Raw genomic sequence first — 24,076 nt, 5'->3', positions numbered from 1 at the left:
GGGATCCGGCCCAACTTGGCCGAGCGGCTATCCACACCCCTGAAGCCCGGTTTATTCTGGAGATTGGGTTGCATCGGCGAGGTTCCATGGCGTCCCCTCACTCCCCTGCTTTCTTGGCTTTGGTCAACGAGGCCAAAAGCCGCATCCAAGAGCTGACCGTCGAGCAAGTCAGGCAGAAACAACGGCAAGGGGATCCCTTCTACCTAGTCGACGTGCGGGAAGAATCGGAGTGGCAGGCAGGTCGCATTGCTGGCGCCATTCACTTGAGCAAAGGCATTATTGAGCGGGACATCGAGAAGGTGATCCCAGACAAAGAGGCGGAGATTGTCCTCTATTGTGCTGGTGGGTTTCGTTCAGCCTTAGCAGCCGATAACTTGCAGAAGATGGGCTACCGCCGCGTGTTTTCGATGGACGGCGGCATCCGCGCCTGGCGAGAGGCTGGCTTTCCCGAAGAGCGCTAGAAATTCTCGCTCAGCTTTCCCAAGGAGAAAGGGAGCGTTTGTAACAATTCTGCAACTATATTGGTAGCTAGGGCCAATAGCTTTTTTCCGTTGCCTTTGCCATGCCTCAAACCTTGCCCCGCCTGGAGATTGCCGCCCGTTTGCAGCAGCTGCGCCAGCTTTTACAGGAACAGAATTTGGATGGGTTTTGGGTGCCCTCCGCCGATGAGCACCTCAACGAGTACCTGCTGGAGTATCGCAAGCGGCGGCAGTGGATCACGGGTTTTACTGGCTCGGTGGGCGATGCTTTGATTAGCCGGGACAGGGCTTGGCTGTGGGTGGATCCCCGCTACCACGAGCAGGCCGAGCGGGAGGTGGATCCCAACCTGTTTACGGTGATCAAAGGCGGTCTGCCGGATCAGCCCAGCCTGATGGAGATTGTAGAGGAGTTAGGATCTGGCTTTCGCCTGGGGGTGGATCCCTTTACGGTGTCCGTAGCCACCTACCGCCAGTTACAAGCCCACGCCCAAGCCGGGGGAGTGCTGCTGGTGCCGGTTTGCGAAAACCCGCTAGATAAGCTGGCCAAGGAATCTAGCCAAGCCCTTTTGGAGCAACCCATCTATCCTGTCCCTGCCCAGCTCTGCGGGGCCACCCCCAGCGACAAGCTGGCTCAGGTGCGCCAGGAGATGCGCCGCAAGCGGGTAGGCCTGTTGCCCTTAACCAAGTTGGACCAGGTAGCCTGGCTATTGAACCTGCGTGGCTCTGACATCCCCTACAACCCGGTGTTCCGCGCCTACGCGCTGGTTGCCCTGGAGAGGGTTGCCCTCTTCACAGATCTGGAGCGCCTTACTCCCTCGGCTCGGCAAGTGCTGGCCGAAGCGGAGGTAGAGCTCTGGCCCTACGAGGCTTACCCGGAACAACTGCCCCAGTGGGCCGAGCGCTACGGGCCGGTGGGATTGGATCCCAAGCAGACCACTCAGGGCACGCAAGAGCTGCTGCACGGGATCCCCTGTCGCGAGCTGGATCACCCCGTGGATGTCCTCAAGGCGGTCAAAAACCCCACCGAGCTGGAGCAGATGCGGCTAGCCAACCGCAAAGCCAGCCGGGCCAAGATCCGCACGCTCGCCTGGATCGACCGGCAGATCCAAGCAGGGATCCCCATCAGCGAAGCCGATGTGGCAGCCACCCTGGAGGCCCACTACCGCGAGGAAGGGGATTGGGTGGGCTTGAGCTTTAACACCATCGCTGGGGCCGGGGCCAATAGCTCTATCGTTCACTACGGCACCCCGGATCCTCAGAAGCTGCTGCAGCCAGGCGAGTTGTTTTTGTTGGACTCGGGATCCCACTACCTGGGGGGCACTACCGACGCTACCCGCACCCTCTGGATTGGCTCGCAACCCGCGGATCCCTTGTGCAAGCGGCGCTACACCGAGGTGCTCAAAGCCCACATTCACTGCGCCCGCCAGATCTTCCCCCCCGATACCTACGGCCTCTCTTTGGATGGCATTGCCCGCTCCAGCCTCTGGCAGGCAGGGCTAGACTACGGCCACGGCACTGGCCACGGCGTCGGCGCCTTTTTGAACGTCCACGAGGGGCCCAATGGGATCCACCGCCGCGCCAGCACCCCCTTCAAGGTAGGCATGATCACCAGCATCGAGCCAGGTTACTACCAGCCAGGCTGGGGCGGGATTCGCCTGGAGAACCTCTACGAGGTGGTTGCCCTCCCCGAGCCAGAGGGCTGGATGGGCTTTCGCTCTCTGACGTGGATCCCTTTTGACAGGCGTTTGATCGATTGGGATCTCCTAGACGCGGCACAGCGGGCTTGGCTTGATGAGTATCACCGCCAGGTTTACGCCCTGCACCAGGCCAGTCTCTCAGAAGAGGATGCCTCTTGGCTAGAGTGGGCCTGCGGTCTTGCCAGCTAGCCGTTATGCCACGGGTCTTGCCGCTAGCGCAAGCTCTCGCAAACCACAGCTTGCAAGGAGCAAGTTTCCTGGATGCAGCCCCAGCTAACTAGAGCAGGCGGGCTGCTTTTACGAGTTTGGGGTACTGGATTAGGAGCAGAGACTGTTGGTCTGGCAGGGGCTGAATGATCCCCTGCTGCTGCAAGCGGTTCAGCACTGCCGCCACTGTTTCCTGGTTAACCTGGCTGAGGTCGGCCAAATCCTGGAGGGGCGGGTAGATGATGCGCACTCCCTGCTCAGTCTTCTCGCCAAAGGCTTCCGCCAGTTGCACCAGCGCATGCACCACCCGCACAGGAGGGCTCTGTTGCTCCAGGTCGGCCTGCAAATTCGCTAGGCGCAGACGGCGGGAGAGGCTGCGAGCCAGTTGGTAGCACAGGCGCGGCTCCTGCAGCATCAGCGTCTTGAAAGTTGCCGCTGGGATCCCGGCAGCCCGCACCGAGGTTAAGGCCAGCACATCCCGCGAGCGGGGCGCTTCGTCCAACACCGCCATTTCCCCTACCCAGGCGCCGGGCCCGAGTAGAGCTAGGGTTTGGGCGCTGTCCCAGGTTCCTTCGGCGGTGTGGATCCGCAGAGCTCGCCGCACCTTGACCCAGCCAGATAGGATCAAATAAACAACGCTGCCCCAGGCATCCTGCATCAAGAGCGCCTGCCCTGCTGGGATGTCCCGCAGCTTTACCTGGGATCCCAGCCACTGCAAAGACGTGGCCGAAAGTTCCGCCAGCGTCGGCACTGCCTTGAGCTCAGAAAGAACAGCAGCGGCGTCGGAAGTCATGCCAGATCGGGCGTCTACTCTACCGCAAGCTCACTGTAGCCCAGTTGCCAGCCCAAGAGCTATCCTGCAAGGGTACTCTCGCCAAAGATAGGAAGGGAACCCGGTTGTCCTGAATTCGTCTCTCAAGTAGAGGTTCCGGTTGGGAGGGGATCTCTTTCTGGGGATGCTTATGGATGCTGCCCTCAGCAACATCAGCGGCCAGTGCTGGTCAGCCTCACTGAGGAAGGAGCCTGTGCTGCCAGAAAAGCTTGCCGATCGGGAGCTGGTACTGCTGTGTCAGCAGGGATCCCGGCCCCACCGCGAGGCCTTTGCCGAGCTCATACGCCGCTATCAGGCCTACGTAGATAAGGTTCTCTACCATCTTGCGCCCAACTGGCCGGATCGCCAGGACTTGGCCCAGGAAGTTTGGATCCGGGCCTACCGCAACCTCAAACATCTGCAGGAGCCGGCAAAGTTTCGCAGTTGGCTGGGGCGGATTGCCACCAACCTGGTTTACGACGAGCTGCGCAAGCGCAGGCGCCAGCAGCAACCCCTCTCTTTGGATGCCTCGATTTCCACGCAAGAGAGTGAGATGGAATGGGAGCTGCCCAGCAGTAGCCCAAGCCCCCACGACCACCTCGCCACCTGCGAGTTTTACGAGCGATTGCACCAAGCCGTCCACGACCTGCCTGAGGCCTTTCGCCAAGCCATCCTGCTGCGAGAAATTCAGGGGATGGCCTATGAGGAAATTGCGGAGATTACGGGGGTATCTCTGGGTACTGTTAAATCCCGCATTGCCCGGGCCCGCGCCCGCTTGCAGTCCATCCTGAAGCCCTACCTCAATGGCGAATGACTATGTTTTGCCCCAACCTCAACCCCGACCGCGAGGATGCCGCCTCCCCTCCCCCCGCGGAGCTGCCGCCGGTGGAGGAACGCTTTGAGCAGCTAAGCGCCTACCTGGATGGAGAACTGTCCCCCCAGGAGGCGCGACAAGTGGAGGACTGGCTAGCCAGCGATCCCCAGGCGCAGCAACTGTACAGCCAACTGTCGGCCTTACAGGCCGGTTTGGCTAACCTCAAGGTGCCAACCCTGGATCCCGTTCAGACGGAGCTGCTGATTAGCCGTGTGTTCGAGAAGCTGGATCGAGGGCCAGAGGTTGCTCTGGGCTGGCGGCGGTGCAGCGGCTTTCCTTGGCGACAAGTGGCAGCAGCCGTGGTAGCCCTGGCGGGAGCGGGCTGGGCGGGCTGGCGCTGGCTGCACCCTCAGCCGTTGGTGTCTCTGGAGGATCCGCCAGTGCGGGTGGCAATTGTGCCCGCCTCTGCTTGGGTTGCCCAACGCTATCTATTTGAGCCAGGACAGAAGCAAGACGCCTACTCAATTTTATTCGAGTCGCTGCCCAACTCCCCAACCGACTTGAGCTGGGAGTGAGCTAATTGGCTTGAGCTAGCTTGAAGTGAGGAACACAGGGTGAGAACAGCGGTTTGCCAAGCTTGGGGGCTAGCAGTTTGTCTTTGGCTGGGCAGTCTGGGATCCTGGCCAGCCCAGGCAAACCCCAGCGCCTTGAAGTCCGCTTCCCAGCCCACTCCGCCGCCGGCCAGCTCTCAGGCTCCTGCTCGAAAAAACCAGCCGCCCTCTGGTGAGATAGAGCTTTCCCCTTTCCCCAACTTCCCCCTTCTCAAAGAGGTAGAAGCGCCTCCACCACCCTCGACTAAGCTGGGCATCGATTGGGCTCAGCTGCCCCTCCTTCCCGATCCCGAGCTGGCGGCAGAAATGGATAGGGAGTTTAGCCGCCGCCTAGCCCGCTTGAACCAGCAGATTGCCAGCCAACAAGACCGCCTCTACCGCCTTTTGCAAACCTGGGACGCCAACGTAGAGGACATTCGCCAGACCCAGGCCCAACTCAGCCAGTTGCGCCTCGAACGGGATCGCTTGGCTCTGGAGCACCTGTTGCTGCTGCGGCAGTTGCAAGAGAACTTCGCCCTGCCTCTACCGCGCCGCTCTGCCGCCAGCTCTCCCTAAAGTGGGGCCAGGCTATGATCAACGCAGGGCAACCAGTAACGAAGCTGATCCATGGCCCAAGTGCCGAGCAACCCCGAGATCGAGCAATTGGCCGCTGCCATTGGCAAGGAAGTTTACATCGATGTAGCCCGGTGGCACCTCTACCTGCGGGATGCCCACCTGCATACCGTTCTGGCGGAGCGGCTGGCCCCTCAGGTGATGGCAGGCAAGGTGGATGAGAATGCCGTCACGGAGATCCTGCAAGGGATCCCAGTGAAGGTGGGGGGCGGGCGCAAAGAGCTGCCTCTGGTGGATCTGCTGCCCATGCAAAGCCTGCTGAACCTGCTGGATGTGCTGGAGGAGTTCAGTCGCAAATGGGCTCAGTAGAGGGAGAGAAAGCATTGCACCAGCAACACCACTCCAAGCGGCCTAAGCAATCGCTGTCCCCGGCTATCACCTGGCTCTTGCTGCTGGGACTGCTGTCAGCTTGTCAGGGAACGGAGTGGGGAGAACGACTGGAACGGGCGGTGCGACCGGTGGATCTGTCTGTTCCTCCCTCTGCAGAGCAGCCGGCGACGCCAAGGCCTCTCTCAGAATTCCCCTCACCCTCCACCTCTCCCCCTGTTGCCTTGACACCTCTGCCAAGCCAAGTCAGCAGCCGCTTCACGGATCTGGAGCCCGGATCCCTAGTGGCCCAGTCGGTCTATTACCTGGATCGGCTGGGGATCTTTGCCGATATTGCCGGCAGCGAGTTTCAGCCACAGCGCAGCGTGCGTCGAGGAGAGTTTGCTCGCTGGCTGGTGCTAGCCAACAACGCCGTTCACGCTGACGAGCCCAGCCGCCAAATCCGCATAGGATCCCCCTCGGAGCGCCCTCTTTTTTTGGATGTACCGGAGGAGGATCCCAACTTCCGCTACATCCAGGCCCTGGGAGCTGCCGGCATCGCTACTGGGGACGCCAATCGCGAGTTTCGCCCCAACAGCCTGCTGTCGCGAGCCGAGTTAATTCGCATGAAGGTGCCTTTGGATTTGCCGCCCGGCCAGATCAAGGGCTCCCGGGCAGAGCTGGAGGAGCGCTGGGGCTTTACCGATGCGGCGCAGATCCCCGACGAGGCTGTTGCTCCCCTAGTGGCAGATCGCAGCCTAGAGAATGCCTCCACGGTGTTGCGCACCTTCGGCCCCATCCGCACCTTTAACCCCCTCCAGCCAGTTAGCCGTGGGGAAGTGGCAATTGCCCTGTCTGCCTTTGGAGAGCGGACGGCTCAAGAGGCCGTAGCCCAGCTCTCGGCTCTCCCAAGTCCAACTCCTGCCGTCGAATCCTCTCCCCTGCCAGCCGAGCCGGAACCGACCTCTTCCCCCACTTCCGAACCCTCCCCTGCTGAACCTCCGGCAGTTACCCCAGGGGTAGGGAAAATCGTTACGCCCCGCGAGTCTCAACCCTGAAGTAGCGGGATCCCAGCAAGAGGTCGAGCCGCCCAATAGAATGGGAGAAGCCAGCTTTGGAAAAAGGGATTCCGGCGGTGTCTGCAACTGTTCCCGAAATTCGCTCTGAAGACCTGCTGCGCTACACCGTCATTGGGTCGCGGCGGCCCAGTGTGTACTTTTGGGCGGTGGCGCTGACGGCAGGGGGTCTGGGCTTTACCCTGGCTGGTCTTTCCAGCTATTTCCACCGCAATTTGCTTCCCTTTTCCGACCCCGCCAGCCTGGTGTTCATTCCCCAGGGCATTGCCATGCTCTTCTACGGCGTGCTCGGCTTCCTGGCAGGGTTGTACCAATGGCTGAGCCTGTATTGGAACTTGGGGGGCGGCTACAACGAGTTCAACCGCCGTACCCAAAAGATAACGCTGGTGCGGCAGGGCTTTCCGGGCAAAAACCGCGAAGTTCGTCTGGAGTATGACTTTGCCGAGGTGCAAAGCCTGCGGGTGGAGCTGCGAGAAGGCCTCAACCCCCGCCGAGCTATCTACTTGCGAGTGAAAGGACGCGGTGACATCCCCCTCACCGGCGTTGGGCAGCCGCCTTCTTTGGCCGAGATTGAAAACCAAGCCGCCGAAATTGCCCGCTTTCTTAATGTCAGCCTAGAGGGTATTTGAGGTTCGACTCAGTTGCAGACGGTGGCGGGGCAAGGCTGAAACGCTTAATTCCCCCTCCTACAGGGAGAGGGGTGGGGGCATTTTTAGGAATTGCGGCCCGAGTAGCTAGGGCAAAGCTGCAGGGCTGGCTGCCTCGGGAGCAAAAGCCTGGGCTGTCGGGAACCCCAAAAACGGGCTACGCTCCACTGCCTGAACAGAGAGGGTAAACAGGGGATTGGAAAGGATGCCAGCAAAGATGGTGGCCACTAGGGTCAACACCATGCCTACTCGCAGAGCCGGCATGCCCTCTGCCTGCCAGTCGGTCTCGGCGTAGTTTTGCACCGAAAGCGACGTCTCCTGCGGCTCTTTCACCACCATGGTTTTCACCACTCGCACGTAGTAGTAGATGGAGATGACGCTAGTAACCAGGCCCACCAGCACCAGGGTGTATTCTCCTGCCTGCCAGCCAGCCCAGAAGAGATAGAGCTTGCCGAAAAAGCCGGCCAGTGGCGGCAGCCCGCCCAGGGAGAGAAGACAAATGCTAAGGCAAAGGGTGAGGAAAGGATCCTTCTGGTAAAGGCCACTGTACTCGTTGATTTCGTCAGTGCCGGTCTTAAGGCTAAACAGGGTGACGCACAGAAAGGCGCCCAGGTTCATGGCTAGATAAACCATCAGGTAAAAAATCAAGCTGGCGTAGCCCGCTTCCGTGCCTGCCACCAAACCAATCAAAACAAAGCCCGCCTGCCCAATAGAGGAATAGGCCAGCAGGCGCTTGAGGCGGGTTTGGGCAATGGCCACCACATTGCCCAGCACCATGGTCAAGATAGCCAGCACTGAGAGCACCGCCCGCCACTCTTCCGTCATGGCTGGGAAGACGGTAGCCAGAAAGCGAATGGCCAGGGCAAAGCCTGCCGCTTTGGATCCCACCGACAAAAAGGCCACCACCGGCGTCGGGGATCCCTCGTAGACGTCGGGAGTCCACTGGTGGAAGGGCACCGCCGCCAGCTTAAAGCCAATGCCCCCAAGGCAGAACACCAAGGCCAGGATCCCTGCTAGGCCAGCATTGGCCAGGTGGGGCGCGATGGACGACAGTTGGGTTTGCCCCCCCGACAGGCCATAGAGCAGCGACATGCCGTAGAGGAAGATGGCCGTGCTGCTAGCGCCGGTCAGCAGGTACTTCAGGGCAGCCTCAGAGGAGCGCGGATCTCGCTTCGTGTAGCCAGCCATGAGGTAGCTGGCAATGCTCAGCGTTTCCAGCGAGACAAACACCATGATTAAATCCATCGCTCCCGCAAGGAGCATTCCCCCCAAGGTGGCCGTGAGGAGCAGCACATAGAACTCGCCCGTGGGCGTGCCCGCCTGGCTGAGGTAGCGCTCCGCCATCATCACCGTCAGGGCTGCTGTCACCACCACCAGGCCACGGAAGAGAATGCTCACGGGATCCGCCGCAAAGCTGCCCAAGAAGCTCTCCAACTGGGGCTGCTGCCACTGCAGCACCAGGGGCACCAGGGCTCCCATCAACCCCAAGAGGGAAAGAGTTGGCAAACTTCTGCGCGCTGCCGACCCGCCTACCAGATCCACTGCCAGGACGAGCAACAGCGTGAGGGTGACCACCACCTCCGGCCAAATCGCGCCGGCATGCAGGTTTCCGGTTGGGGCGAAAACATCCATAGGAGAAAACTGTGAAGAGAGATTAACGGGATCCAAAGCCAGCATACCGCGATTTCCGGCCTCCCCATCTTGCTTCTGGCATCTCTTCTCTCAATCGTCTCCATCGACACTCCCTGGGTCTAAGAAAGCTTGGCGCTGGAGGTAAGCACCAATTGCAGGCGGGCGTGGATAAGACTCAAGTCCGCCAAGCCCAGGTCGAGCTCGCCGTCGACGACGATCCCGGTGTTGATCAGCCGATCCAAGAGTTCCAAGAGGGATCCCTCGCCGTCGGGCTGGCCGGGGTAGTAGTCTCCCTGGCGGGGCAGAAGCGTGCCCAGATCCCCTAAATCCAGATTGAGATCTGCCGGGTCAATCTCCAGCAGGGCGCAGAGTTGCCGAATTTGCTGCCGCAGGGCTTGCAGGCTGCTGCCGGCCCGCTCGATCTGCTCCGGCGAAAGGCGATTGGCCTCCATCTGCCGCACCACCTGAGCTTCCATCAACTGGCGCAGCAGCTCCACCAAGGTCAGCACCAGGGAGGCAAGGCCAGCTTCCAGGCGTTTCCGGTTAGGGCTAGCTTGGACCCGGCTCAGCTCTTGCGGTTCCGCTGGGCTGATGGCAAGACCAGAGGAAGGGGGAGGCGGGATCAACCACTGCTCAAAAGGCTGGGAGAGCTGTTCCAAGCTAAGGAGATGCAGGCGGGGATCCCGGGCGGCCTCTTCTCGCTCCTCCGGCAGGTTGTAGCCCCAGCCAGCCAAAAACAGGAGCACCGGCTCTAGCTCCGGTACGCTCTGCACCTGGCGCAGCGTCTGCAAGCGATCCTCGACAAACCAGAGTTCCTCGGGCGCTACCTGAGCTGCAGTTAGCAGCCGCTGGAGGGTGGCGGCCTTGGGAGCGCGCACCTCCTTGCCCAGGATGCGGTGGCGCGGCAGTTGGATCCCTTCGCGGAGCAAAAGCTGCTGAATAAAGCGCCCCTCTTTGGTACTGAGAATGGCTAGGCGCGGCTCGCCGGCAGCCTGTACTTGGCGCATCCAGGCTGTCACCCCCGGATAGAAGCGGTGCAGCTCCAGCCACCCCTGCCGATCCTCTGCAAGCCAGTGATCTCGCACCTCATCCAGCGCTTGGGCCAAAGCCCGCTCGGAAACCCCCGCCTGCTGCAACAACCGCTGCCGCCAGCCAGGCCAGTCTTGGCGCAAAGCGTCTTCCGGGATCCCTTGCTGCAGCCCCCAGAGCAACAGGGGCATCTCCCAACCCGTCTCGATTAGCGGGCGCAACTGGTTAAAGACTGGCTGCAACGGCTGCAATTGCGCAGGAGCCAGGCCCCACACCTGGGCACAGACACGACAGGAGGAGGCAAAGTACTCTGCCCGCCCATCGCAGAGCACGCCATCAAAATCCAGAACCAGAATGCGGGGGGACATTCGCCGGGGGCTAGCGAACTCCATACGGGATCCCCCTCAAGGCAAGTTGCAAAAACCCAGCTAAGGATCAATCAAACTGTTCCACGAGATTAGCTCAAGCTAATGGGATTCCGAGATGAGAATGGGCTTGCTCTCCACCGGGTTTAGCGGGCAATCCTGCGGGCCAGTTGGCCAAAGATGGTGGAGTTGGGAGGTAGGGAATAGTCACTGACTGCCGTTGGTGTTAGGGCCGGCATTGGCCATCGCCAAGATCGCCCGGGGGTAGGGACGTTGCAACGGCTCATCGGGAAAGCGGTAGCCTCCTACCCCGCTTTGTGCCTGTGGGATCCCCGCCTTGGGCCATGAAGCCCCGAATCCCGCGCTGGAAGATGAAGCCATCGTAGAAGTGAGCGTTGGCCCAAAAAGACGAAGCTGACAGTAAGGGAAGCTTCTTGCAGGAAAAGCTCCAGAACCATCGTGCCGGCAGTGGCTCCCCTCATAGGCCGTGTAGGATTTGGCCGAGCCAAGCACCACTGGCGCGGGCTGTTGCAGGTTTTTTGCCAAACTATTGGGAAGCTTAGTCTTGACCGGACTTGGATGGGGGCTTAGCGCGTCGCACCAGCCAGTAACTTACCGACAGAGCCAGAGTTGCTGCCCCCAGGCCAATCAGATCCAACCCCCCCAGCTTCTCGAAATCAAAAATGATGATCTTGCGCGCCACCGCAATCAAAGAGGTAACAATGACCAGCTCCACTTGCACAACCTGCTTTCGCAGGTAAGCAGTAATGTTCTCCAAAATCTCCAGGGCAATCAAGATATTCAAAAAGAGGCCGAAGATCTCAATCAAAGTGGTGGAGAAAAACCCGGTTGGCTCCCGTAACAGATCGGCTATCAGGAAGCGGGCCAAGTCCACCACGGCCACCACGATTAGCCCAATCATCAAAACTGACAGTAGCTTCGAGATCAGGCTTTCGATGCGGGTGATGGCCCGCAAAAAGGGATCCTCCTCTTCGGTTTCGTGGGGATTGTGCAACAGCCACTTGAGAAACCGCATGCTGCCCTTTTGTCCCCTCCTCGACCCCACCATTATCCGTCCTGGCCGCCTAGGAGGAGGAGCGGGATCCCCTGGGGCGATGGTTGCGGCAACGCTCGGAACAGTATTTCACCTCTGGCCAACAATCAGCCCATTTCTTGCGCCAAGTAAAGGGCCTGCCGCAGGTGAGGCAGATTTTGCTAGGCAGATCCGACTTTTTCCGGTGGCGGGGCATAGCGTGCTGGAGACAACAACCCTTGGATCAACTTGTACTTTGCAACTGCAGCGGTTGAAGCTGGGAACGGCGACGCAGAGCAGCCTCGATCAGCCCCAAAAAGAGGGGGTGCGGGCGGTTGGGGCGGGAGCGAAACTCGGGATGGAATTGGGTGGCGATGAAAAAGGGGTGGCTGGGCAGCTCGATGATCTCCACCAGGCGGTTGTCGGGCGAAACACCGCTAATCACGTAGCCAGACTCGAGGAACAGGCTGCGGTAGGCGTTGTTGAACTCGTAGCGATGGCGGTGGCGCTCATAGACAATTGACTCACCATAGAGCTTGGCTGCCAGGGTGTCGGGCAGAATGCGGCAGGGGTAGAGGCCCAGGCGCAGGGTTCCCCCCAGGTGCTCCACATCTTTCTGCTCCGGCAGCAAGCTGATGACGGGATGAGGAGTGTCGGGATCGAACTCATAGCTGTTGGCCCGCTCCAGGCCGGCAATATGGCATCCCCAGTCGATCACCGCACACTGCATGCCCAAACACAGCCCCAGAAAGGGAATGCCCCGCTCCCGCACGTGGCGGATGGTGACCACCTTGCCCTCGATGCCGCGGTTGCCAAACCCCCCTGGCACCACTACGCCATCTACCCCCGCTAGCAGAGTTTCTGGTCCCCGCTCCTCGACTTCCTCAGAAGAGATCCAGCGCAGGGTAACGCCAGCATTGAGGGCCAGGCCGGCATGGCGCAGGGCTTCTGCTACCGAGAGGTAGGCATCTGTCAAGCGCACGTATTTGCCGACAATGGCGATCTCCACCTGCTCTTGCGGGTGGTGCAGCCGCTGTACCAGGAGCTCCCACTCGCGCAGATCCGGCTGCTGGGGATCTAGGTTGAGAATCTCCAAAACTCGCTGGGCCAGGCCCTCCTGCTCCAGGATCAGGGGCACGTCGTAGATGCTGGGGGCATCCTGGGCCTGGATGACACATTCCACCGGCACGTCACAGAACTCGGAGATCTTCTCCTTGATGGCGCGCGGCAGAGGCTGTTCACAGCGGCACACCAGCACGTCCGGCTGAATGCCAATCGAGCGCAGCTCCTTGACCGAGTGCTGGGTAGGCTTAGTTTTCATCTCCCCCGAGGCCTTGATTAGAGGCACCAGGGTGACATGCACATAGGCCACGTTGGCGCGGCCCACGTCCTTGCGGAACTGGCGGATGGCTTCCAAGAAGGGCAAAGACTCGATATCCCCCACCGTGCCCCCCACTTCTACCAGCACCACGTCGGGGTTGGTCTCGCGGGCCACCCGCCGGATCCGCTCCTTGATCTCTTGGGTTACGTGGGGGATTACCTGCACCGTGCTGCCCTGGTAGTCGCCCCGCCGCTCTTTGGAGATCACCGCTTGGTAGATGGCGCCAGTGGTGACGTTGTTGAGCTTGGACATGTTGGTGTCGGTGAAGCGCTCATAGTGGCCCAAGTCCAAGTCCGTCTCGGCACCATCGTCGGTGACAAACACCTCCCCGTGCTGGTAGGGGCTCATCGTGCCAGGATCCACGTTGATGTAGGGATCCAGCTTCAAAATCGACACGGTGTAGTTGCGGGACTTGAGCAGACGGCCCAGGCTAGCCGCTACAATGCCCTTGCCAATGCTGGAGACGACCCCGCCGGTGATGAAGACAAACTTGGCCATAGCCCCGACCCTTGCCCTTTCTTGATTATGCCAGGGGCTTCCTCAGCGCCGGGAGCGAATGGGGCCATTGTAGAGGATGGTGGTCTGAAAGGTGCGCCGATCCACCCGCACCTGGGTTTCAATGCTGGGTTGGACAAAGCCGGGCTCGCCGCCGCGGAAGGTGAAGACCCAGGCGTCTTCAAACTCTTCAAACGGCGCGTCGATGGCCGCCCCGTGCATGGAAGCCTCGGCGCGGTAGCGCTGCAAGCCCCCGTTGGCAATCTCGGCCGCTTGGCGGGCCAGGTTCTTAGCTCGGTTGAGATCGCGGAAGTATCGACTAATTTCCTCAAAGCTCCCCCTGGGCAGCGGTCGTCGCGGGGCAGGTGTGGGCGGCACAGGCCGGGGATCCGGCACGATGGGCAAGGTGGGAATATCTTGGCTAGGGGGCAGTGGCTCGACCGGGCTGGGAGTTCGGAAAGTTTCTGGGAAAAGCGGGGTGATCCCCTGCGCCTGAACGGGCAGCAAGGATCCCCAGAACAAAATGCCGCCCAGGGAGCCGGACAGGCAGAGAGGGAAAATGGACTTCATGGAGCCATTCCTCAAAAGTTTTGGGGTGTGGTGTGAATTTTTCAATCCTCACTCTACTAGGCCGCTAGTCGGGAAAGCAGAGGCAAAAGCCCGCCCTCTTTTTCCACCAGCAGCTAGGCGCGTGGGTTGTCTGCGCAAGAGGCTTTGTCCTCCCCCGGCGCCTGTTAGCATCCTGAAACGGGATCCTGTTTGCAGACGTTGCCATGGAGTTTGTTACGCTTGCCGAGACGGGGCTAAAACTTAGCCGCGTGGGGCTGGGCACCTGGAGCATGACCGGGGATTGGTGGGGGCCAGCGGATCCCCAGGAGGCCTATGCCACCCTCCGCAAGGCTATTGACCTGGGCATTACGCTCTTTGACACGGCTCCGGCCTATGGCCGCGGCCTTTCGGAGGAGCTATTGGGACGGGCTATCCGGGATGCCGGCTGTCGGGATCGCGTAGTCATTGCCACCAAGGCCGGCCTGCAGTGGACTAACGGCAAGGTGGTGCGCAACTGCAGCCTCAGTTGGCTGGCTCAGGATCTGGAAAACTCCCTCCGCCGCCTGCAGACGGATGTGATCGACATCTACCAGGTGCATTGGCCGGATCCCTTGGAGCCGCTGGAGGAGACAGCTGCCTTTTTCGGCCGCCTACTCCAGGAAGGAAAGATCCGCGCCATTGGGGTGAGCAACTTTTCTCCAGAGCAGATGGAGCGCTTCCGCCAGGTGGCTGTATTCTCCCTGATCACGATAGTTGGGACTTTCGTATCTGAGATGACACTTTTGCCGGGGTTGAGTGCCTAAACTGACTCCATAACCCTAGTAATTCTAGTGATGCCGGTACTTTCAGAACTTGCCCGCAGCCAGGGTATTGATTATTTCCTGATCTCATTTACGGATTTGTTTGGCACGCAGCGCTCCAAGTTGGTGCCTGCTTCAGCAATTGACCGCATGGCCGATGGGCAGGCAGGTTTTGCGGGATTTGCTACGTGGTTGGATTTGACCCCTGCGGATGCGGATGTGTTTGCCCAGCCGGATCGCCAGCGCCTATTCCAATTACCTTGGCAACCAGAGGTGGGGTGGATGCCTGCGGATTTGATTCAGGCCAACGGGGAGCCTTTGGAACAAACGCCACGCTGGGTGCTGAAAAAGGTGTTGGCGCAGGCAGAACGCCTGGGTTTCCGGGTCAAGACGGGGGTGGAATGTGAGTTTATGCTCCTATCCCCTACGGAGTGGGCCATTTCCGATGGGCAGGATTGCCAAGCCAAGCCGTGCTACGACCAGCAAAGCCTGATGCGTCGTTTTGCGGTGATTCGGGATATCTGCGATGGGATGCAAAAGCTGGGTTGGCATCCCTACCAGAGCGACCACGAGGATGCTAACGGGCAGTTTGAAATGAATTGGTTATTTGACGATGCGCTGGTTACCGCCGACCGTCATGCCTTTTTTAAATACATGGTGAAAAGCATTGCGGAACGGCACGGCTATCGGGCGACGTTCATGCCCAAGCCATTTCCCCATCTGACGGGCAATGGTTGCCATACCCATCTGTCGGTTTGGGATGTGACCGGGACAACCAATTTGTTTGCCGATGCCAAAGGGGAACTGGGTCTCTCGTCGCTGGCGTATTACTTTATCGGCGGGGTGCTGTACCATGCTCCGGCGTTGTGTGCCCTGACCAACCCGACGGTGAATTCCTATCGCCGTCTCCATGCGCCGCCTACGGCTTCGGGGGCCACCTGGGCACCTACCACGATTAGCTACAGCGGCAACAACCGCACCCACCTGATTCGCATCCCTGATCCGGGTCGGTTTGAGTTGCGTTTGGCTGATGGTGCGGCTAACCCCTATCTCCTGGCGGCGGGTCTGATTGCAGCGGGGCTGGATGGGATTTGTCACCAGCGTCACCCTGGTACTCGTTGCGACAACAATACCTACACCGACCCGATTCCCGGATTGCCGACTCTGCCTACGTCCCTAATAGAAGCGCTGGAACATTTGGATCGCAGTGCCATGTTTCGGGCGGCTTTGGGGGATGCTTTCGTTGATGCTTACGTGAAGTTGAAAAAACAGCAATGGCAGGAGTACAGCCGCCAGATTACTCCCTGGGAACGAGAAACAACCCTGGACTGCTAAAGGGTTGCCTAGGATACGATGGCAACGGCAATGTTTGTCTAAAATTACCGGGGAATATGTTGACTCCAAGGGGCTTTTATGGCGGGTATGTCAGCCAATCGTACTGTGGAAGCGTGGCCATGTGATCCCCACCGTCTGATTCCAGCAGAAGTGCTCAAGCAACTCCATGTGCGCTCCGACCGGGCGGGATGGGTGCAATTACTGATGCACCTAGCAGTTATGGGGGTCAGTGGGAGTCTGTGGTGGACCCAGATGGGATGGCGCTGGTGGGTTGCCCTACCTGCGTTGGTGGTTTACGGAACCAGTTTGGCGACCATGTTTGCGGCGTTGCACGAATGCGTCCATCGCACGGCTTTTGCCAGCCCCAAAATCAACGACGGTGTTGCTTGGTTTGCAGGGTTGCTGTCGTTTTATAACAGTACCTTTTACCGCTACTACCACACGTGGCATCATCGCTACACGCAAATTCCCGGCAAGGACCCGGAGCTAGAGGATGGCAAGCCCCAGAATTGGCGGCAGTATCTGCTGGAACTCAGTGGTATTCCCTGGTGGATCGGCAAGCTCAAGACGTACTTTTACCTGGCGACAGGACAACTGCAGCGATACCCTTACGTTCCCGAAGCGGCACGGGCAGAGGTGATCCGCTCGGTGCGGTGGCAGTTGGCTGTTTATGCCCTGGGGATAGCTATCTGGGTAGGGACGGGCTGGCCTGGGTTCCTGGTACTGTGGTTATGGCCTTTGGCGGTAGGGCAACCGATTTTGCGCTTTATTCTGCTGGCGGAACACACGGGCTGTAGCCAGGATGAGAATCCTTTGACCAACACCCGCACGACGCTTACGCTTTGGCCGGTGCGGTTACTCATGTGGAATATGCCCTACCATGCGGAGCACCATCTGTACCCTTCGCTGCCTTTCCATGCACTGGCTCAGGCCCATGCCTACCTGCGGCCCCATCTGGCACACGTGGAGGCGGGATACCTGAGGGTGCATTATCAGATCATCCAATCCTTGACCGGATGAGGACCCAGTTCTGGCAGTTGGAGCATTTTGAGCTACAGTGTGGCGTCTGTTTACCCCGGGTGACGCTGGCCTATGCCACCTACGGTCAGCTTTCTCCCCGGCGGGATAACTTGGTGCTGTACCCCACGTCCTACGGAGCGCACCATTCGGATATTGATTGGCTCATTGCCCCCGATGGCATTCTCGACCCGGAACGCTGGTTTATTGTCATTCCCAATATGCTGGGCAATGGCTGTTCGACTTCGCCCAGTAATGACCCCAACTGTGGGCTGCGGGAAGATGGCTTTTGGTTTAGCCACTGGGACAATGTGCGACTGCAAGAGAGTCTCGTGCGGCAGCATTTCGGGGTTGAGCGGATTGCCCTCATCTACGGCTGGTCTATGGGGGCGCAGCAGGCCTATCACTGGGGGGCGCTGTTTCCAGAGCGGGTAGAACGGATTGCGGCTCTGTGCGGTACGGCTAAAACTACGGTTCACAACCGGCTGTTCTTGGAAAGTTTACGGGCGGCGCTGACAGCGGATCCGGCTTGGAATGGGCGGCGGTTTGTGGGGGTACCTGACCGGGGGTTTCGGGCTTTTGCCTGCATCTACGCCAGTTGGGCGCTATCCCAGCCGTTTTTTAACCAGAGGCTCTATGAGGGGTTGGGGTATGCCTCGCTGGAAGACTACCTGGTTCGTGGTTGGGAGGCCAATTATCGCCGCCGTGATCCCCATGATTTGCTGGCGATGCTCGAAACCTGGATTCGCTGTGATGTCAGTGATAACCCCATTTACCAGGGCGACTACCAGGCGGCTCTCAGAAGCATTCGTGCCCATACGTTGGTCATGGCCGGGCAAACCGATCTCTATTTCACCCCCGCAGACTGTCGGGCCGAGGCGGAATACATCCCCAATGTGATGTACAAAGAGATTCCTTCCCTGTGGGGGCATCGAGCCGGTAATCCCTACCAAAATCCGGTAGATGCGGCATTTATTCGGGATGCCATCCAGGAACTCATCCACTGTTCCTGAGTAAGGGCAGTGCAACAAATGCTACAACAGGAGTAAGATACTCTTGTCAGCGGTACCGGAGCGGGGCACCCTGATACTGACAACCGCAAGGGGAGGCGAAACCATGAAGCGGGTTTTGGCGATTATTCCAGGCGGCGGTGCTGGAGCACGGCTGTATCCCTTGACCAAATTACGGGCAAAACCTGCTGTACCCCTAGCTGGGAAATACCGTTTGATTGATATTCCTGTCAGCAATTGCATTAATTCAGAGGTGCATAAAATCTACGTTTTGACCCAGTTCAATTCCGCTTCGGGAACGTAAGGGTATCGCTGCAGTTGTCCTGTCGCTAGGTAAAAGTACGTCTTGAGCTTGCCGATCCACCAGGGAATACCACTGAGTTCCAGCAGATACTGCCGCCAATTCTGGGGCTTGCCATCCTCTAGCTCCGGGTCCTTGCCGGGACCCCTACACACGGCCCAGCCGCCCTATAACCTGTTTGAGCGCCAGATCGAAGCAGATGTCCTGCCCTACTGCCAGGCCAACGGCATTGCCACGCTAATCTACAGTCCCCTCTGCCGGGGGCTGTTGGGGGGAAGGCTGACTCCGCAAACCAAGTTTCCGCCTGGAGATCTGCGCAGCGGCATCGATCCCAAGTTTGGAGAGCCTCGCTACTCCCAGTACCTGCAAGCGGCAGAAGAGCTGAGCCGACTGGCGCGGGAGCGCTACGGCAAAACCTTGCCCCAGTTGGCGGTGCGCTGGCTCTTGGATCAGCCGGGGGTGAGTGCAATCCTATGGGGAGCGCGCAAGCGCCAGCAGCTGGATGACCTAGCCGGAGTTTGGGGCTGGTCGCTGGAGGCGGAGGCAATGCAGACCATCGACGAGATCCTGCAAAGGCACGTCCCCGAACCCCTTCCCCCCAGCTTTATGGCTCCTCCTACCCGCCCAGGGATCCCAGCTTCCTAGAATTGTCCGGAGAATCTGAAATAGGACCTCGCATGACGCTGCAAGGGGTAATCCTAACCTGGAGCGGCGTGGTGGCTGACGACGAGGAGCTGCACCTCTACGCCATCAACCAAGTGTTGCTGGAGGAGAACCTGCGCCCCTGGGATCTGGGATCCCCGGCGCAAAAAGAGCTCTATCGGCTACACCATCTGGGCCAACCGGATCGGGAGAGTCTGCTCGCCCTCTGGCAAGCCCAGGGACGGGTGCTCAGCCCCAGGCAGCAAGAAGGACTTTTGCAGCGTAAGGCCCTTTACTACCGGCAGGCGTTGCAGGAGCAAAAGGGATCTCTTCTGGTTCCCGGCTTGGCGGAGGCCTTGGAGAAGCTGGAGCAGCTACGGCTCAAGGTGGGCCTCTTGAGTGGTCACGCCGCTGTCGAGGTGGAGGCTTTTTTGGAGCGCTTCCCCTGTCCAGCCCTGGCGCGGCTGACTCATGACTTCCGCTACCGCGTAACCGGCGAGGCAGGGGATCCTCAGTTGCACCGTCTGCTCCTAGAGCGGATGGGGCTCTCCCCTCAGGAGTGCCTGAGTTTTGAAGCCACCTACGCCGGCATTCAAGCGGCTCGCTCGCAAGGGATCCCGGTGTTGGCTTTGGCCACTTTCTTTCCTCTGCACATGCTGCAGCGGCGGGCCGATTGGGCAGTGGATGGCTACCCCCACGTGGAATGGGAGCGCCTCCAAACTTGGCTTGCCACTGGCCAAGACCGTCCTGCTGACCTTCCTACCAAGCCCTTGGCAAAAGGGTAAGAATCCCCCTAGGGCAGGATCAGCATGCCGTCCCCAAAAGAGTAGAACCGATAGCCCTGCTCGATGGCCTCCTGGTAGAGATCCAACAAGCGCTGTCGCCCGATCAAGGCTGCCACCAGCATCATCAGGCTGGAGCGGGGCAGATGAAAGTTGGTGATCAGCCCCTGCACCACCCGCCAGGAATAGCCGGGGTAGATGAAGAGGTCGCTCTTTCCCTGCCAGGGTTGCAGGGCGCCGGAGAGAGCTGCCGTTTCTAGGGCCCGCACCACCGTTGTTCCCACCGCAATCACCCGCCTCCCCTGGGCTTGGGTTTTGCGAATAGTGGCCACCGTTTCTGCCGGCACCTTGAGCCACTCGCTGTGCAAGCGGTGGTCGGTTACTCGCTCTGCCTCTACCGGGCGGAAGGTACCCAGCCCAATGTTCAAGGTGATGTAGGCAGTTTGGACCCCCTTCTGGGCCAACCGCTCCAAAAGCTGAGGGGTAAAATGCAGGCCTGCGGTGGGGGCAGCCACCGAGCCCGGGTGTCTGGCCCAGACGGTTTGATAGTCTTCAGGTCGGACTCCTGCACTTGTCGGGTCAAGGGCACGGGCAGCTTCCAGATAGGGAGGAAGCGGGATCCGCCCCACCCGCTCCAGGATCTGCTCAAAGGCATCCGCCCCTTCCCATGCAAACTGCACCACCCGCCCGCCGGTCTCTGCGTCCACCGCCAGCACTGCGGCCGTCAGCTCAGCCAGCAAGCCCTGGTGATCCCAAAACCGGATTTGATCCCCCACCTTGACCCGTTTGCCCGGCCTGACCAGGACCCGCCAGATCTGCTGCTGAGGGGAGGTGTTGCCTGGGATCCCGGGCTGCTCTGGCTCGAGCAGCAAAACCTCTACCCGCGCCCCAAAAGCGTCCTTTCCCGGCAAGATCTTGGCTCCCCACAGCCGGGCCGGGATGACCTTGGTGTCGTTGAGAACCAGCAGATCCCCGCTCTGCAGGTAGTCGGGGAGGTCGCAGAAGCGGCGGTGCTCGTGCCTATCGGGGTACACCACCAGCATTCGCGCCTGATCCCGGGGCTCCACCGGCCTCTGCGCGATCCGCTCAGGCGGTAGGGAGTAGTCATAGGCAGCAGTTAGGAGATCCGGGTTGGGCTCTTCAGCGCTCCCTGGGCTGGGTTCAACCTGGGCAGCTAGGGGTGGAAGAGGATCCGTCATGAACAAAAGGAGGTTGCACAGACTTCAACCTCCAGTCCAGCCTAGCTCTTTAAAATGGCGGTGGCTTCTTGTGGAGCTCTGTCATGTCTAGCGATTCCACGCCTACTTCTGCTAGGGAGTGCTCACCCCAGCAGGCGGAACTATGGCTACGAGGGCTGCTTGGCATTGCCTGGGCTGATGGAGAATACAGCCCCGAAGAGCAACGACTCATCGAAGATCTCATCCGCTCCGACTGGCCCGAAGAAGAGGGGAAAGATCTCGCTCCCCTCTCCCCCGAAGAGCTGGCGGCCCAGTTGCAGCCGGAGTTGCGGGAAGATTTCCTGCGCACGGCGGTGATGACAGCCGTTGCCGATGGGGTATATTCCGAGCCGGAAGATCGCTTGTTGCACCAATTGGCCACTGCCTTTGGGCTGGAGCTTCCCCAGCTCCATCTGCTCAAGGCTACGCTGGTCGACAAGAGGGCCACCTCGCCATCGCCGGCAGAAGCCCAGCCTGAAAGCAGCTATACCGACCTTTTGGCTCCCTTGCGCAAGTGGCTGGACGGCATCCAAGTCCGCGACGTGAGGGTAGCCCGCTTCTTATGCCGTATGATCCCTGCCCACTGCCCCTTTGAGCGGGATGTGGTGTTGTTTGGCCGCAAGGTGCTGCACATTCCCCCCATGTGCAAGCTTAACCCCCTCTACGACCAGGTGGTGGCCTTGCGCTGCCGCGCCCTCTCCTTCCTGGCAGAAGCTGGGGAAGACATTAGCCAATACACTTGATACCTTGCGCTCAAGCAGGTGGAAGCCAACGCTACCTTCTTCCCAAAAGAGGGGTGCGTCTATTGGCCGCCGGCCCCTTAGGAGTAGGTTATGTCCGTCTCTCCCAAAGGGATTGCCTCTCTCCTAGCGGCTGCTTCTGCTCCCTGCAAGAAGGACTGCAGCGAAGCCTGAGCTTCCGCCTCCAACTCTGCTGGGCTGGGAGTTATCCTCTCGGCGGGCAGCCAACCCAACAAGGGCAAGGGCAAGAGGGTGGAGAGGTTGGTGATCACCAAAAGCAGCCCCAGGTGGCTGAAATTGCTTTCGGTTACCCCTAGAGCGTGCATGAGCAGGGATCCCAGCTCCTGCGAGAGAAACCCCGCTAAATTAAAGGCCGACATGAGCAGGGCAAAAAAGGTGGCCTCGATCCCTGGCGGGCAAAGGCGGGCGGCCAGAACCAGCACCGGCATAAAGGCAATTTGCCCCGCTACTGTCAGCACCAGGCTATCCCCGAGGCTAAACCAGTGGTCGTCGAGGCCCCAAGCGCGGTTGAGGTGATAGACCAAGATCAGGCTGGTCAGGCCTAGAGCTGCGGAAATGACCGTCATCCAGCCAAAGAGGGGGCGCAGCGGGATGTGCCGCAGATACACCTGAAAGATTCCCACCCCTACCAAGCTGGCAACGCTAGTCACTAGCCGCACCTGGCCCAAAAACTCCGGACCAAAGCCGAGATCGTTGGTAACAAAGTAAAACAGCGCTACGTCGGCACTGGGAGTTGCCTGCCAGACAAACACAAACAGCAGCGGCAGGAAAACGCTGGGCTGCCGCAGGGCTTGCCACACCCGAACTACCTGTTGCTGCAGGGGATCCCAGCCCAAGGCGCTAGCCACGGGCTGATCCTCAATGACCCAAGCAGCCAGGGCAATCAGCATGGGCAGCAGGGCTGTTAGCCCAAACACCACCTGGGGAGGATAGTGAGCCAAGAGCGCCCCCCCGGCATAGGCCGTGAGCAGGGATCCCAGAGCTGTGGCCCCCCACGTTAGAGACTGCAGCGTGCCCGTTCCCGCCCAGTCACTGCCCTGCACCCGCTCCACCACCAGCGAATCGACAATGACATCCCCCACGGCTACCGCCAGGGATGCCAAAACCATCCAAAGCAGGGCCAGCTCAGCCGTCGGCGCCCCCAGAGCCATCCCCAGCCAGGCCCCACATCCCAACAGCCCTGCCAGCAGGAGGTAAGGGCGGCGCCGGTAGCCTGCTAGCGGCAGCGTATCCGATAGGAGTCCATAAAGAGGCTTGACAGTCCAGGGGATTACAGCCAGGCCCATCAACGCCGCTGCCTGTGTTGGGCCGAGGCCCAGGTTATCCTTCAAGTAAAAGCTGGTGGCTAGCCGTGCCAGCCCCACTGCCCCCTGCACAAAATACACCAGCAGGATCCCAAACAGTTCCGGCGTCCAGCGGATTTCCTGGAGGGGGTCGAGCGCCGACTGACGTAAACGCTGCAGGAAGAGGAGGATCATGACGTCTGTGTCTTCTTGCTGGCTGGGTCCTGCCCTGCAGGACACCTTTTGTTCCAGAACTTGCTGCAACAGTAGGAAAAGTTGGCTAAGAACTTCTTTACACTGTAACCTGCCTATTGGCCTACAACAGCAGCTCTCCCGCTGCCTGTCTTCCAAGGCGCTGGCAGCCCTTTTGGAGAAGCTGCCGTGGGTGAACCTGAACGACAATGCGAGGGATTTGAATCGCCCATGAGCTGGCAACGCCCTGATGGCCGCACACCTACCCAATTGCGCCCGGTTTCCTTCCAGCGCCACTTCACCCGCTACGCCCACGGCTCGGTGTTGGTTAAGCTTGGCGATACCCATGTTCTCTGCACCGCCACCGTGGCCGAAGAAGTCCCCCCTTTTTTACAAAACACCGGCCAAGGCTGGCTGACCGCAGAGTACCGCATGCTGCCCACCGCCACCCAACAGCGCCAGCCGCGGGAGACGCTCAAGGTCTCCGGCCGCACCGCTGAGATCCAGCGGCTAATTGGGCGCAGTCTGCGCGCAGCTTTGGATCTCCGGAAGCTGGGATCCCGCACCATCACCATCGATGCCGATGTGTTGCAAGCCGATGGCAGCACCCGCACCGCCGCAATTACCGGTGGATACGTGGCCCTGCACGATGCCATCACCTGGCTCTACAAGCAGGGACTGCTGGATCCGGCGCAGGGATCCCCTTTGCAACAGCAAGTGGCAGCCCTTTCGGTGGGAATTGTGCAAGGCGAGGTGCTGCTGGATCTCTGCTACGAGGAGGACAGCCAAGCCGAAGTGGACCTGAACGTGGTCATGAACGAGCAGGGAGCCTTAATTGAAATCCAGGGTACCGCCGAATCCGGATGCTTTGACCGCTCGCAACTGTTGCAAATGCTAGACCTGGCCCAGGCCGGCATCCAGAAATTGCTCCAGGCCCAGCGGGAGGCTCTAGACTTGTAGCCAAGGCAAGCCTAGCCCGGGCCCCGAAAGGG

26 protein-coding genes and 1 pseudogene are annotated in these 24,076 nt (G+C 60.0%); 17 read left to right on the top strand and 10 right to left on the bottom strand.

Features of this window, described 5'->3' with window-relative positions; translation table 11 throughout:
• Positions 1–86: 86 nt before the first annotated feature.
• Together NW808_RS05435 and NW808_RS05430 are read left to right on the top strand one after the other, a co-directional pair.
• Entirely contained in the window at positions 87–461 is a 375-nt protein-coding gene (locus NW808_RS05435) for a rhodanese-like domain-containing protein (protein ID WP_414394083.1), read from the top strand.
• Between the two features lie 101 nt (positions 462–562).
• Positions 563–2,365: an aminopeptidase P family protein gene (locus NW808_RS05430; protein ID WP_414420536.1), complete on the top strand. Its 1,803-nt coding sequence runs from the start codon at positions 563–565 to the stop codon at positions 2,363–2,365.
• Between the two features lie 88 nt (positions 2,366–2,453).
• Here NW808_RS05430 and NW808_RS05425 read toward each other — a convergent pair whose 3' ends face one another.
• The gene (locus tag NW808_RS05425) at positions 2,454–3,176 is read right to left on the bottom strand and encodes a Crp/Fnr family transcriptional regulator (RefSeq protein ID WP_414404881.1); all 723 of its coding nucleotides are present in this window, start codon (positions 3,174–3,176) and stop codon (positions 2,454–2,456) included.
• A gap of 169 nt (positions 3,177–3,345) precedes the next feature.
• Between NW808_RS05425 and NW808_RS05420 the strand changes: the two genes are divergently transcribed.
• The 6 genes from NW808_RS05420 (at position 3,346) to NW808_RS05395 (ending at position 7,242) form a co-directional block, all read left to right on the top strand.
• Entirely contained in the window at positions 3,346–4,008 is a 663-nt protein-coding gene (locus tag NW808_RS05420) for a sigma-70 family RNA polymerase sigma factor (RefSeq protein WP_414394390.1), read from the top strand.
• A gap of 2 nt (positions 4,009–4,010) precedes the next feature.
• Positions 4,011–4,583, top strand: coding sequence for an anti-sigma factor family protein (locus tag NW808_RS05415; protein WP_414420535.1), 573 nt, complete (start codon positions 4,011–4,013; stop codon positions 4,581–4,583).
• A gap of 132 nt (positions 4,584–4,715) precedes the next feature.
• Positions 4,716–5,174: a hypothetical protein gene (locus NW808_RS05410; protein WP_414404879.1), complete on the top strand. Its 459-nt coding sequence runs from the start codon at positions 4,716–4,718 to the stop codon at positions 5,172–5,174.
• A 51-nt stretch (positions 5,175–5,225) separates the two neighbouring features.
• A complete protein-coding gene (locus NW808_RS05405) occupies positions 5,226–5,540 on the top strand; it encodes a DUF3181 family protein (protein ID WP_414410600.1) in 315 nt (104 codons plus the stop codon).
• Positions 5,528–6,595 carry an S-layer homology domain-containing protein gene (locus tag NW808_RS05400; protein ID WP_414420534.1) on the top strand — a complete coding sequence of 356 codons (1,068 nt, stop codon included), beginning with the start codon at positions 5,528–5,530 and terminating at the stop codon, positions 6,593–6,595. Before NW808_RS05405 ends, NW808_RS05400 begins: the two co-directional genes overlap by 13 nt.
• 77 nt (positions 6,596–6,672) lie before the next feature.
• Entirely contained in the window at positions 6,673–7,242 is a 570-nt protein-coding gene (locus NW808_RS05395) for a photosystem I assembly protein Ycf4 (RefSeq protein WP_414420533.1), read from the top strand.
• Positions 7,243–7,347: 105 nt separating this feature from the next.
• Here NW808_RS05395 and NW808_RS05390 read toward each other — a convergent pair whose 3' ends face one another.
• From NW808_RS05390 to NW808_RS05360, 7 genes are all read right to left on the bottom strand, one after another.
• A complete protein-coding gene (locus NW808_RS05390; RefSeq protein ID WP_414420532.1) occupies positions 7,348–8,892 on the bottom strand; it encodes an NAD(P)H-quinone oxidoreductase subunit N in 1,545 nt (514 codons plus the stop codon).
• 119 nt (positions 8,893–9,011) lie between these two features.
• Positions 9,012–10,313 carry a gas vesicle protein GvpJ gene (gene gvpJ, locus NW808_RS05385; protein ID WP_414420531.1) on the bottom strand — a complete coding sequence of 434 codons (1,302 nt, stop codon included), beginning with the start codon at positions 10,311–10,313 and terminating at the stop codon, positions 9,012–9,014.
• 256 nt (positions 10,314–10,569) lie between these two features.
• Positions 10,570–10,644: a hypothetical protein gene (locus tag NW808_RS05380; protein ID WP_414420547.1), complete on the bottom strand. Its 75-nt coding sequence runs from the start codon at positions 10,642–10,644 to the stop codon at positions 10,570–10,572.
• A gap of 201 nt (positions 10,645–10,845) precedes the next feature.
• Entirely contained in the window at positions 10,846–11,322 is a 477-nt protein-coding gene (locus NW808_RS05375; protein ID WP_414420530.1) for a phosphate-starvation-inducible PsiE family protein, read from the bottom strand.
• Between the two features lie 49 nt (positions 11,323–11,371).
• The gene (locus NW808_RS05370) at positions 11,372–11,536 is read right to left on the bottom strand and encodes a DUF2256 domain-containing protein (RefSeq protein WP_414420529.1); all 165 of its coding nucleotides are present in this window, start codon (positions 11,534–11,536) and stop codon (positions 11,372–11,374) included.
• Between the two features lie 27 nt (positions 11,537–11,563).
• The gene (locus NW808_RS05365; RefSeq protein ID WP_414420528.1) at positions 11,564–13,198 is read right to left on the bottom strand and encodes a CTP synthase; all 1,635 of its coding nucleotides are present in this window, start codon (positions 13,196–13,198) and stop codon (positions 11,564–11,566) included.
• 42 nt (positions 13,199–13,240) lie between these two features.
• Complete coding sequence (locus tag NW808_RS05360) at positions 13,241–13,765, bottom strand: hypothetical protein (protein ID WP_414420527.1); 525 nt, start codon at positions 13,763–13,765, stop codon at positions 13,241–13,243.
• A 203-nt stretch (positions 13,766–13,968) separates the two neighbouring features.
• Between NW808_RS05360 and NW808_RS05355 the strand changes: the two genes are divergently transcribed.
• The 7 genes and pseudogenes from NW808_RS05355 (at position 13,969) to NW808_RS05325 (ending at position 19,634) form a co-directional block, all read left to right on the top strand.
• The gene (locus tag NW808_RS05355; RefSeq protein ID WP_414420526.1) at positions 13,969–14,547 is read left to right on the top strand and encodes an aldo/keto reductase; all 579 of its coding nucleotides are present in this window, start codon (positions 13,969–13,971) and stop codon (positions 14,545–14,547) included.
• A gap of 30 nt (positions 14,548–14,577) precedes the next feature.
• The gene (gene glnT / locus NW808_RS05350) at positions 14,578–15,879 is read left to right on the top strand and encodes a type III glutamate--ammonia ligase (RefSeq protein ID WP_414420525.1); all 1,302 of its coding nucleotides are present in this window, start codon (positions 14,578–14,580) and stop codon (positions 15,877–15,879) included.
• Positions 15,880–15,966: 87 nt separating this feature from the next.
• Entirely contained in the window at positions 15,967–16,899 is a 933-nt protein-coding gene (locus NW808_RS05345) for a fatty acid desaturase family protein (protein WP_414420524.1), read from the top strand.
• Positions 16,896–17,909, top strand: a complete 1,014-nt coding sequence (locus tag NW808_RS05340) for an alpha/beta fold hydrolase (RefSeq protein WP_414420523.1) — start codon at positions 16,896–16,898, stop codon at positions 17,907–17,909. The genes NW808_RS05345 and NW808_RS05340 overlap by 4 nt, the downstream gene beginning before the upstream one ends.
• A gap of 103 nt (positions 17,910–18,012) precedes the next feature.
• Positions 18,013–18,201: pseudogene (locus NW808_RS05335) on the top strand (sugar phosphate nucleotidyltransferase); the annotation flags it as partial.
• Between the two features lie 141 nt (positions 18,202–18,342).
• The gene (locus NW808_RS05330; RefSeq protein WP_414420522.1) at positions 18,343–18,852 is read left to right on the top strand and encodes an aldo/keto reductase; all 510 of its coding nucleotides are present in this window, start codon (positions 18,343–18,345) and stop codon (positions 18,850–18,852) included.
• 32 nt (positions 18,853–18,884) lie between these two features.
• Positions 18,885–19,634: an HAD family hydrolase gene (locus tag NW808_RS05325; protein WP_414420521.1), complete on the top strand. Its 750-nt coding sequence runs from the start codon at positions 18,885–18,887 to the stop codon at positions 19,632–19,634.
• An 8-nt stretch (positions 19,635–19,642) separates the two neighbouring features.
• Here NW808_RS05325 and queA read toward each other — a convergent pair whose 3' ends face one another.
• Positions 19,643–20,830 (bottom strand): tRNA preQ1(34) S-adenosylmethionine ribosyltransferase-isomerase QueA, encoded by a 1,188-nt coding sequence (gene queA / locus NW808_RS05320; protein ID WP_414420520.1) that lies wholly within the window; start codon positions 20,828–20,830, stop codon positions 19,643–19,645.
• 83 nt (positions 20,831–20,913) lie between these two features.
• Between queA and NW808_RS05315 the strand changes: the two genes are divergently transcribed.
• Positions 20,914–21,591: a Mo-dependent nitrogenase C-terminal domain-containing protein gene (locus NW808_RS05315; RefSeq protein WP_414410265.1), complete on the top strand. Its 678-nt coding sequence runs from the start codon at positions 20,914–20,916 to the stop codon at positions 21,589–21,591.
• 77 nt (positions 21,592–21,668) lie between these two features.
• On the opposite strand, the gene NW808_RS05310 is transcribed toward NW808_RS05315, so the two are convergent.
• Positions 21,669–23,087, bottom strand: coding sequence for a folate/biopterin family MFS transporter (locus tag NW808_RS05310; protein WP_414420519.1), 1,419 nt, complete (start codon positions 23,085–23,087; stop codon positions 21,669–21,671).
• Between the two features lie 228 nt (positions 23,088–23,315).
• On the opposite strand from NW808_RS05310, the gene rph reads away from it, so the two are divergent.
• The gene (gene rph / locus NW808_RS05305) at positions 23,316–24,044 is read left to right on the top strand and encodes a ribonuclease PH (RefSeq protein WP_414410267.1); all 729 of its coding nucleotides are present in this window, start codon (positions 23,316–23,318) and stop codon (positions 24,042–24,044) included.
• The last annotated feature ends 32 nt before the right edge of the window (positions 24,045–24,076 follow it).

Origin of the sequence: Synechococcus sp. W70.1 (assembly GCF_047461515.1) — a bacterium.
Lineage (GTDB): Bacteria > Cyanobacteriota > Cyanobacteriia > Thermostichales > Thermostichaceae > Thermostichus.
The sequence above is the reverse complement of the archived record's forward strand: the minus strand, read 5'-3'. Positions and strand labels throughout refer to the sequence as shown.

Coding starts and splice junctions, on each gene's coding strand:
- NW808_RS05415 (WP_414420535.1), top strand. CDS start 4,011: ATGTTTTGCCCCAACCTCAACCCCGACCGCGAGGATGCCGCCTCCCCT.
- NW808_RS05310 (WP_414420519.1), bottom strand. CDS start 23,087: ATGATCCTCCTCTTCCTGCAGCGTTTACGTCAGTCGGCGCTCGACCCC.
- NW808_RS05360 (WP_414420527.1), bottom strand. CDS start 13,765: ATGAAGTCCATTTTCCCTCTCTGCCTGTCCGGCTCCCTGGGCGGCATT.
- NW808_RS05355 (WP_414420526.1), top strand. CDS start 13,969: ATGGAGTTTGTTACGCTTGCCGAGACGGGGCTAAAACTTAGCCGCGTG.
- glnT (WP_414420525.1), top strand. CDS start 14,578: ATGCCGGTACTTTCAGAACTTGCCCGCAGCCAGGGTATTGATTATTTC.
- NW808_RS05340 (WP_414420523.1), top strand. CDS start 16,896: ATGAGGACCCAGTTCTGGCAGTTGGAGCATTTTGAGCTACAGTGTGGC.
- NW808_RS05375 (WP_414420530.1), bottom strand. CDS start 11,322: ATGCGGTTTCTCAAGTGGCTGTTGCACAATCCCCACGAAACCGAAGAG.
- gvpJ (WP_414420531.1), bottom strand. CDS start 10,313: ATGGAGTTCGCTAGCCCCCGGCGAATGTCCCCCCGCATTCTGGTTCTG.
- NW808_RS05370 (WP_414420529.1), bottom strand. CDS start 11,536: ATGCCCCGCCACCGGAAAAAGTCGGATCTGCCTAGCAAAATCTGCCTC.
- NW808_RS05345 (WP_414420524.1), top strand. CDS start 15,967: ATGTCAGCCAATCGTACTGTGGAAGCGTGGCCATGTGATCCCCACCGT.
- queA (WP_414420520.1), bottom strand. CDS start 20,830: ATGACGGATCCTCTTCCACCCCTAGCTGCCCAGGTTGAACCCAGCCCA.
- NW808_RS05420 (WP_414394390.1), top strand. CDS start 3,346: ATGGATGCTGCCCTCAGCAACATCAGCGGCCAGTGCTGGTCAGCCTCA.
- NW808_RS05325 (WP_414420521.1), top strand. CDS start 18,885: ATGACGCTGCAAGGGGTAATCCTAACCTGGAGCGGCGTGGTGGCTGAC.
- NW808_RS05315 (WP_414410265.1), top strand. CDS start 20,914: ATGTCTAGCGATTCCACGCCTACTTCTGCTAGGGAGTGCTCACCCCAG.
- NW808_RS05430 (WP_414420536.1), top strand. CDS start 563: ATGCCTCAAACCTTGCCCCGCCTGGAGATTGCCGCCCGTTTGCAGCAG.
- NW808_RS05405 (WP_414410600.1), top strand. CDS start 5,226: ATGGCCCAAGTGCCGAGCAACCCCGAGATCGAGCAATTGGCCGCTGCC.
- NW808_RS05425 (WP_414404881.1), bottom strand. CDS start 3,176: ATGACTTCCGACGCCGCTGCTGTTCTTTCTGAGCTCAAGGCAGTGCCG.
- NW808_RS05390 (WP_414420532.1), bottom strand. CDS start 8,892: ATGGATGTTTTCGCCCCAACCGGAAACCTGCATGCCGGCGCGATTTGG.
- NW808_RS05400 (WP_414420534.1), top strand. CDS start 5,528: ATGGGCTCAGTAGAGGGAGAGAAAGCATTGCACCAGCAACACCACTCC.
- NW808_RS05435 (WP_414394083.1), top strand. CDS start 87: ATGGCGTCCCCTCACTCCCCTGCTTTCTTGGCTTTGGTCAACGAGGCC.
- rph (WP_414410267.1), top strand. CDS start 23,316: ATGAGCTGGCAACGCCCTGATGGCCGCACACCTACCCAATTGCGCCCG.
- NW808_RS05365 (WP_414420528.1), bottom strand. CDS start 13,198: ATGGCCAAGTTTGTCTTCATCACCGGCGGGGTCGTCTCCAGCATTGGC.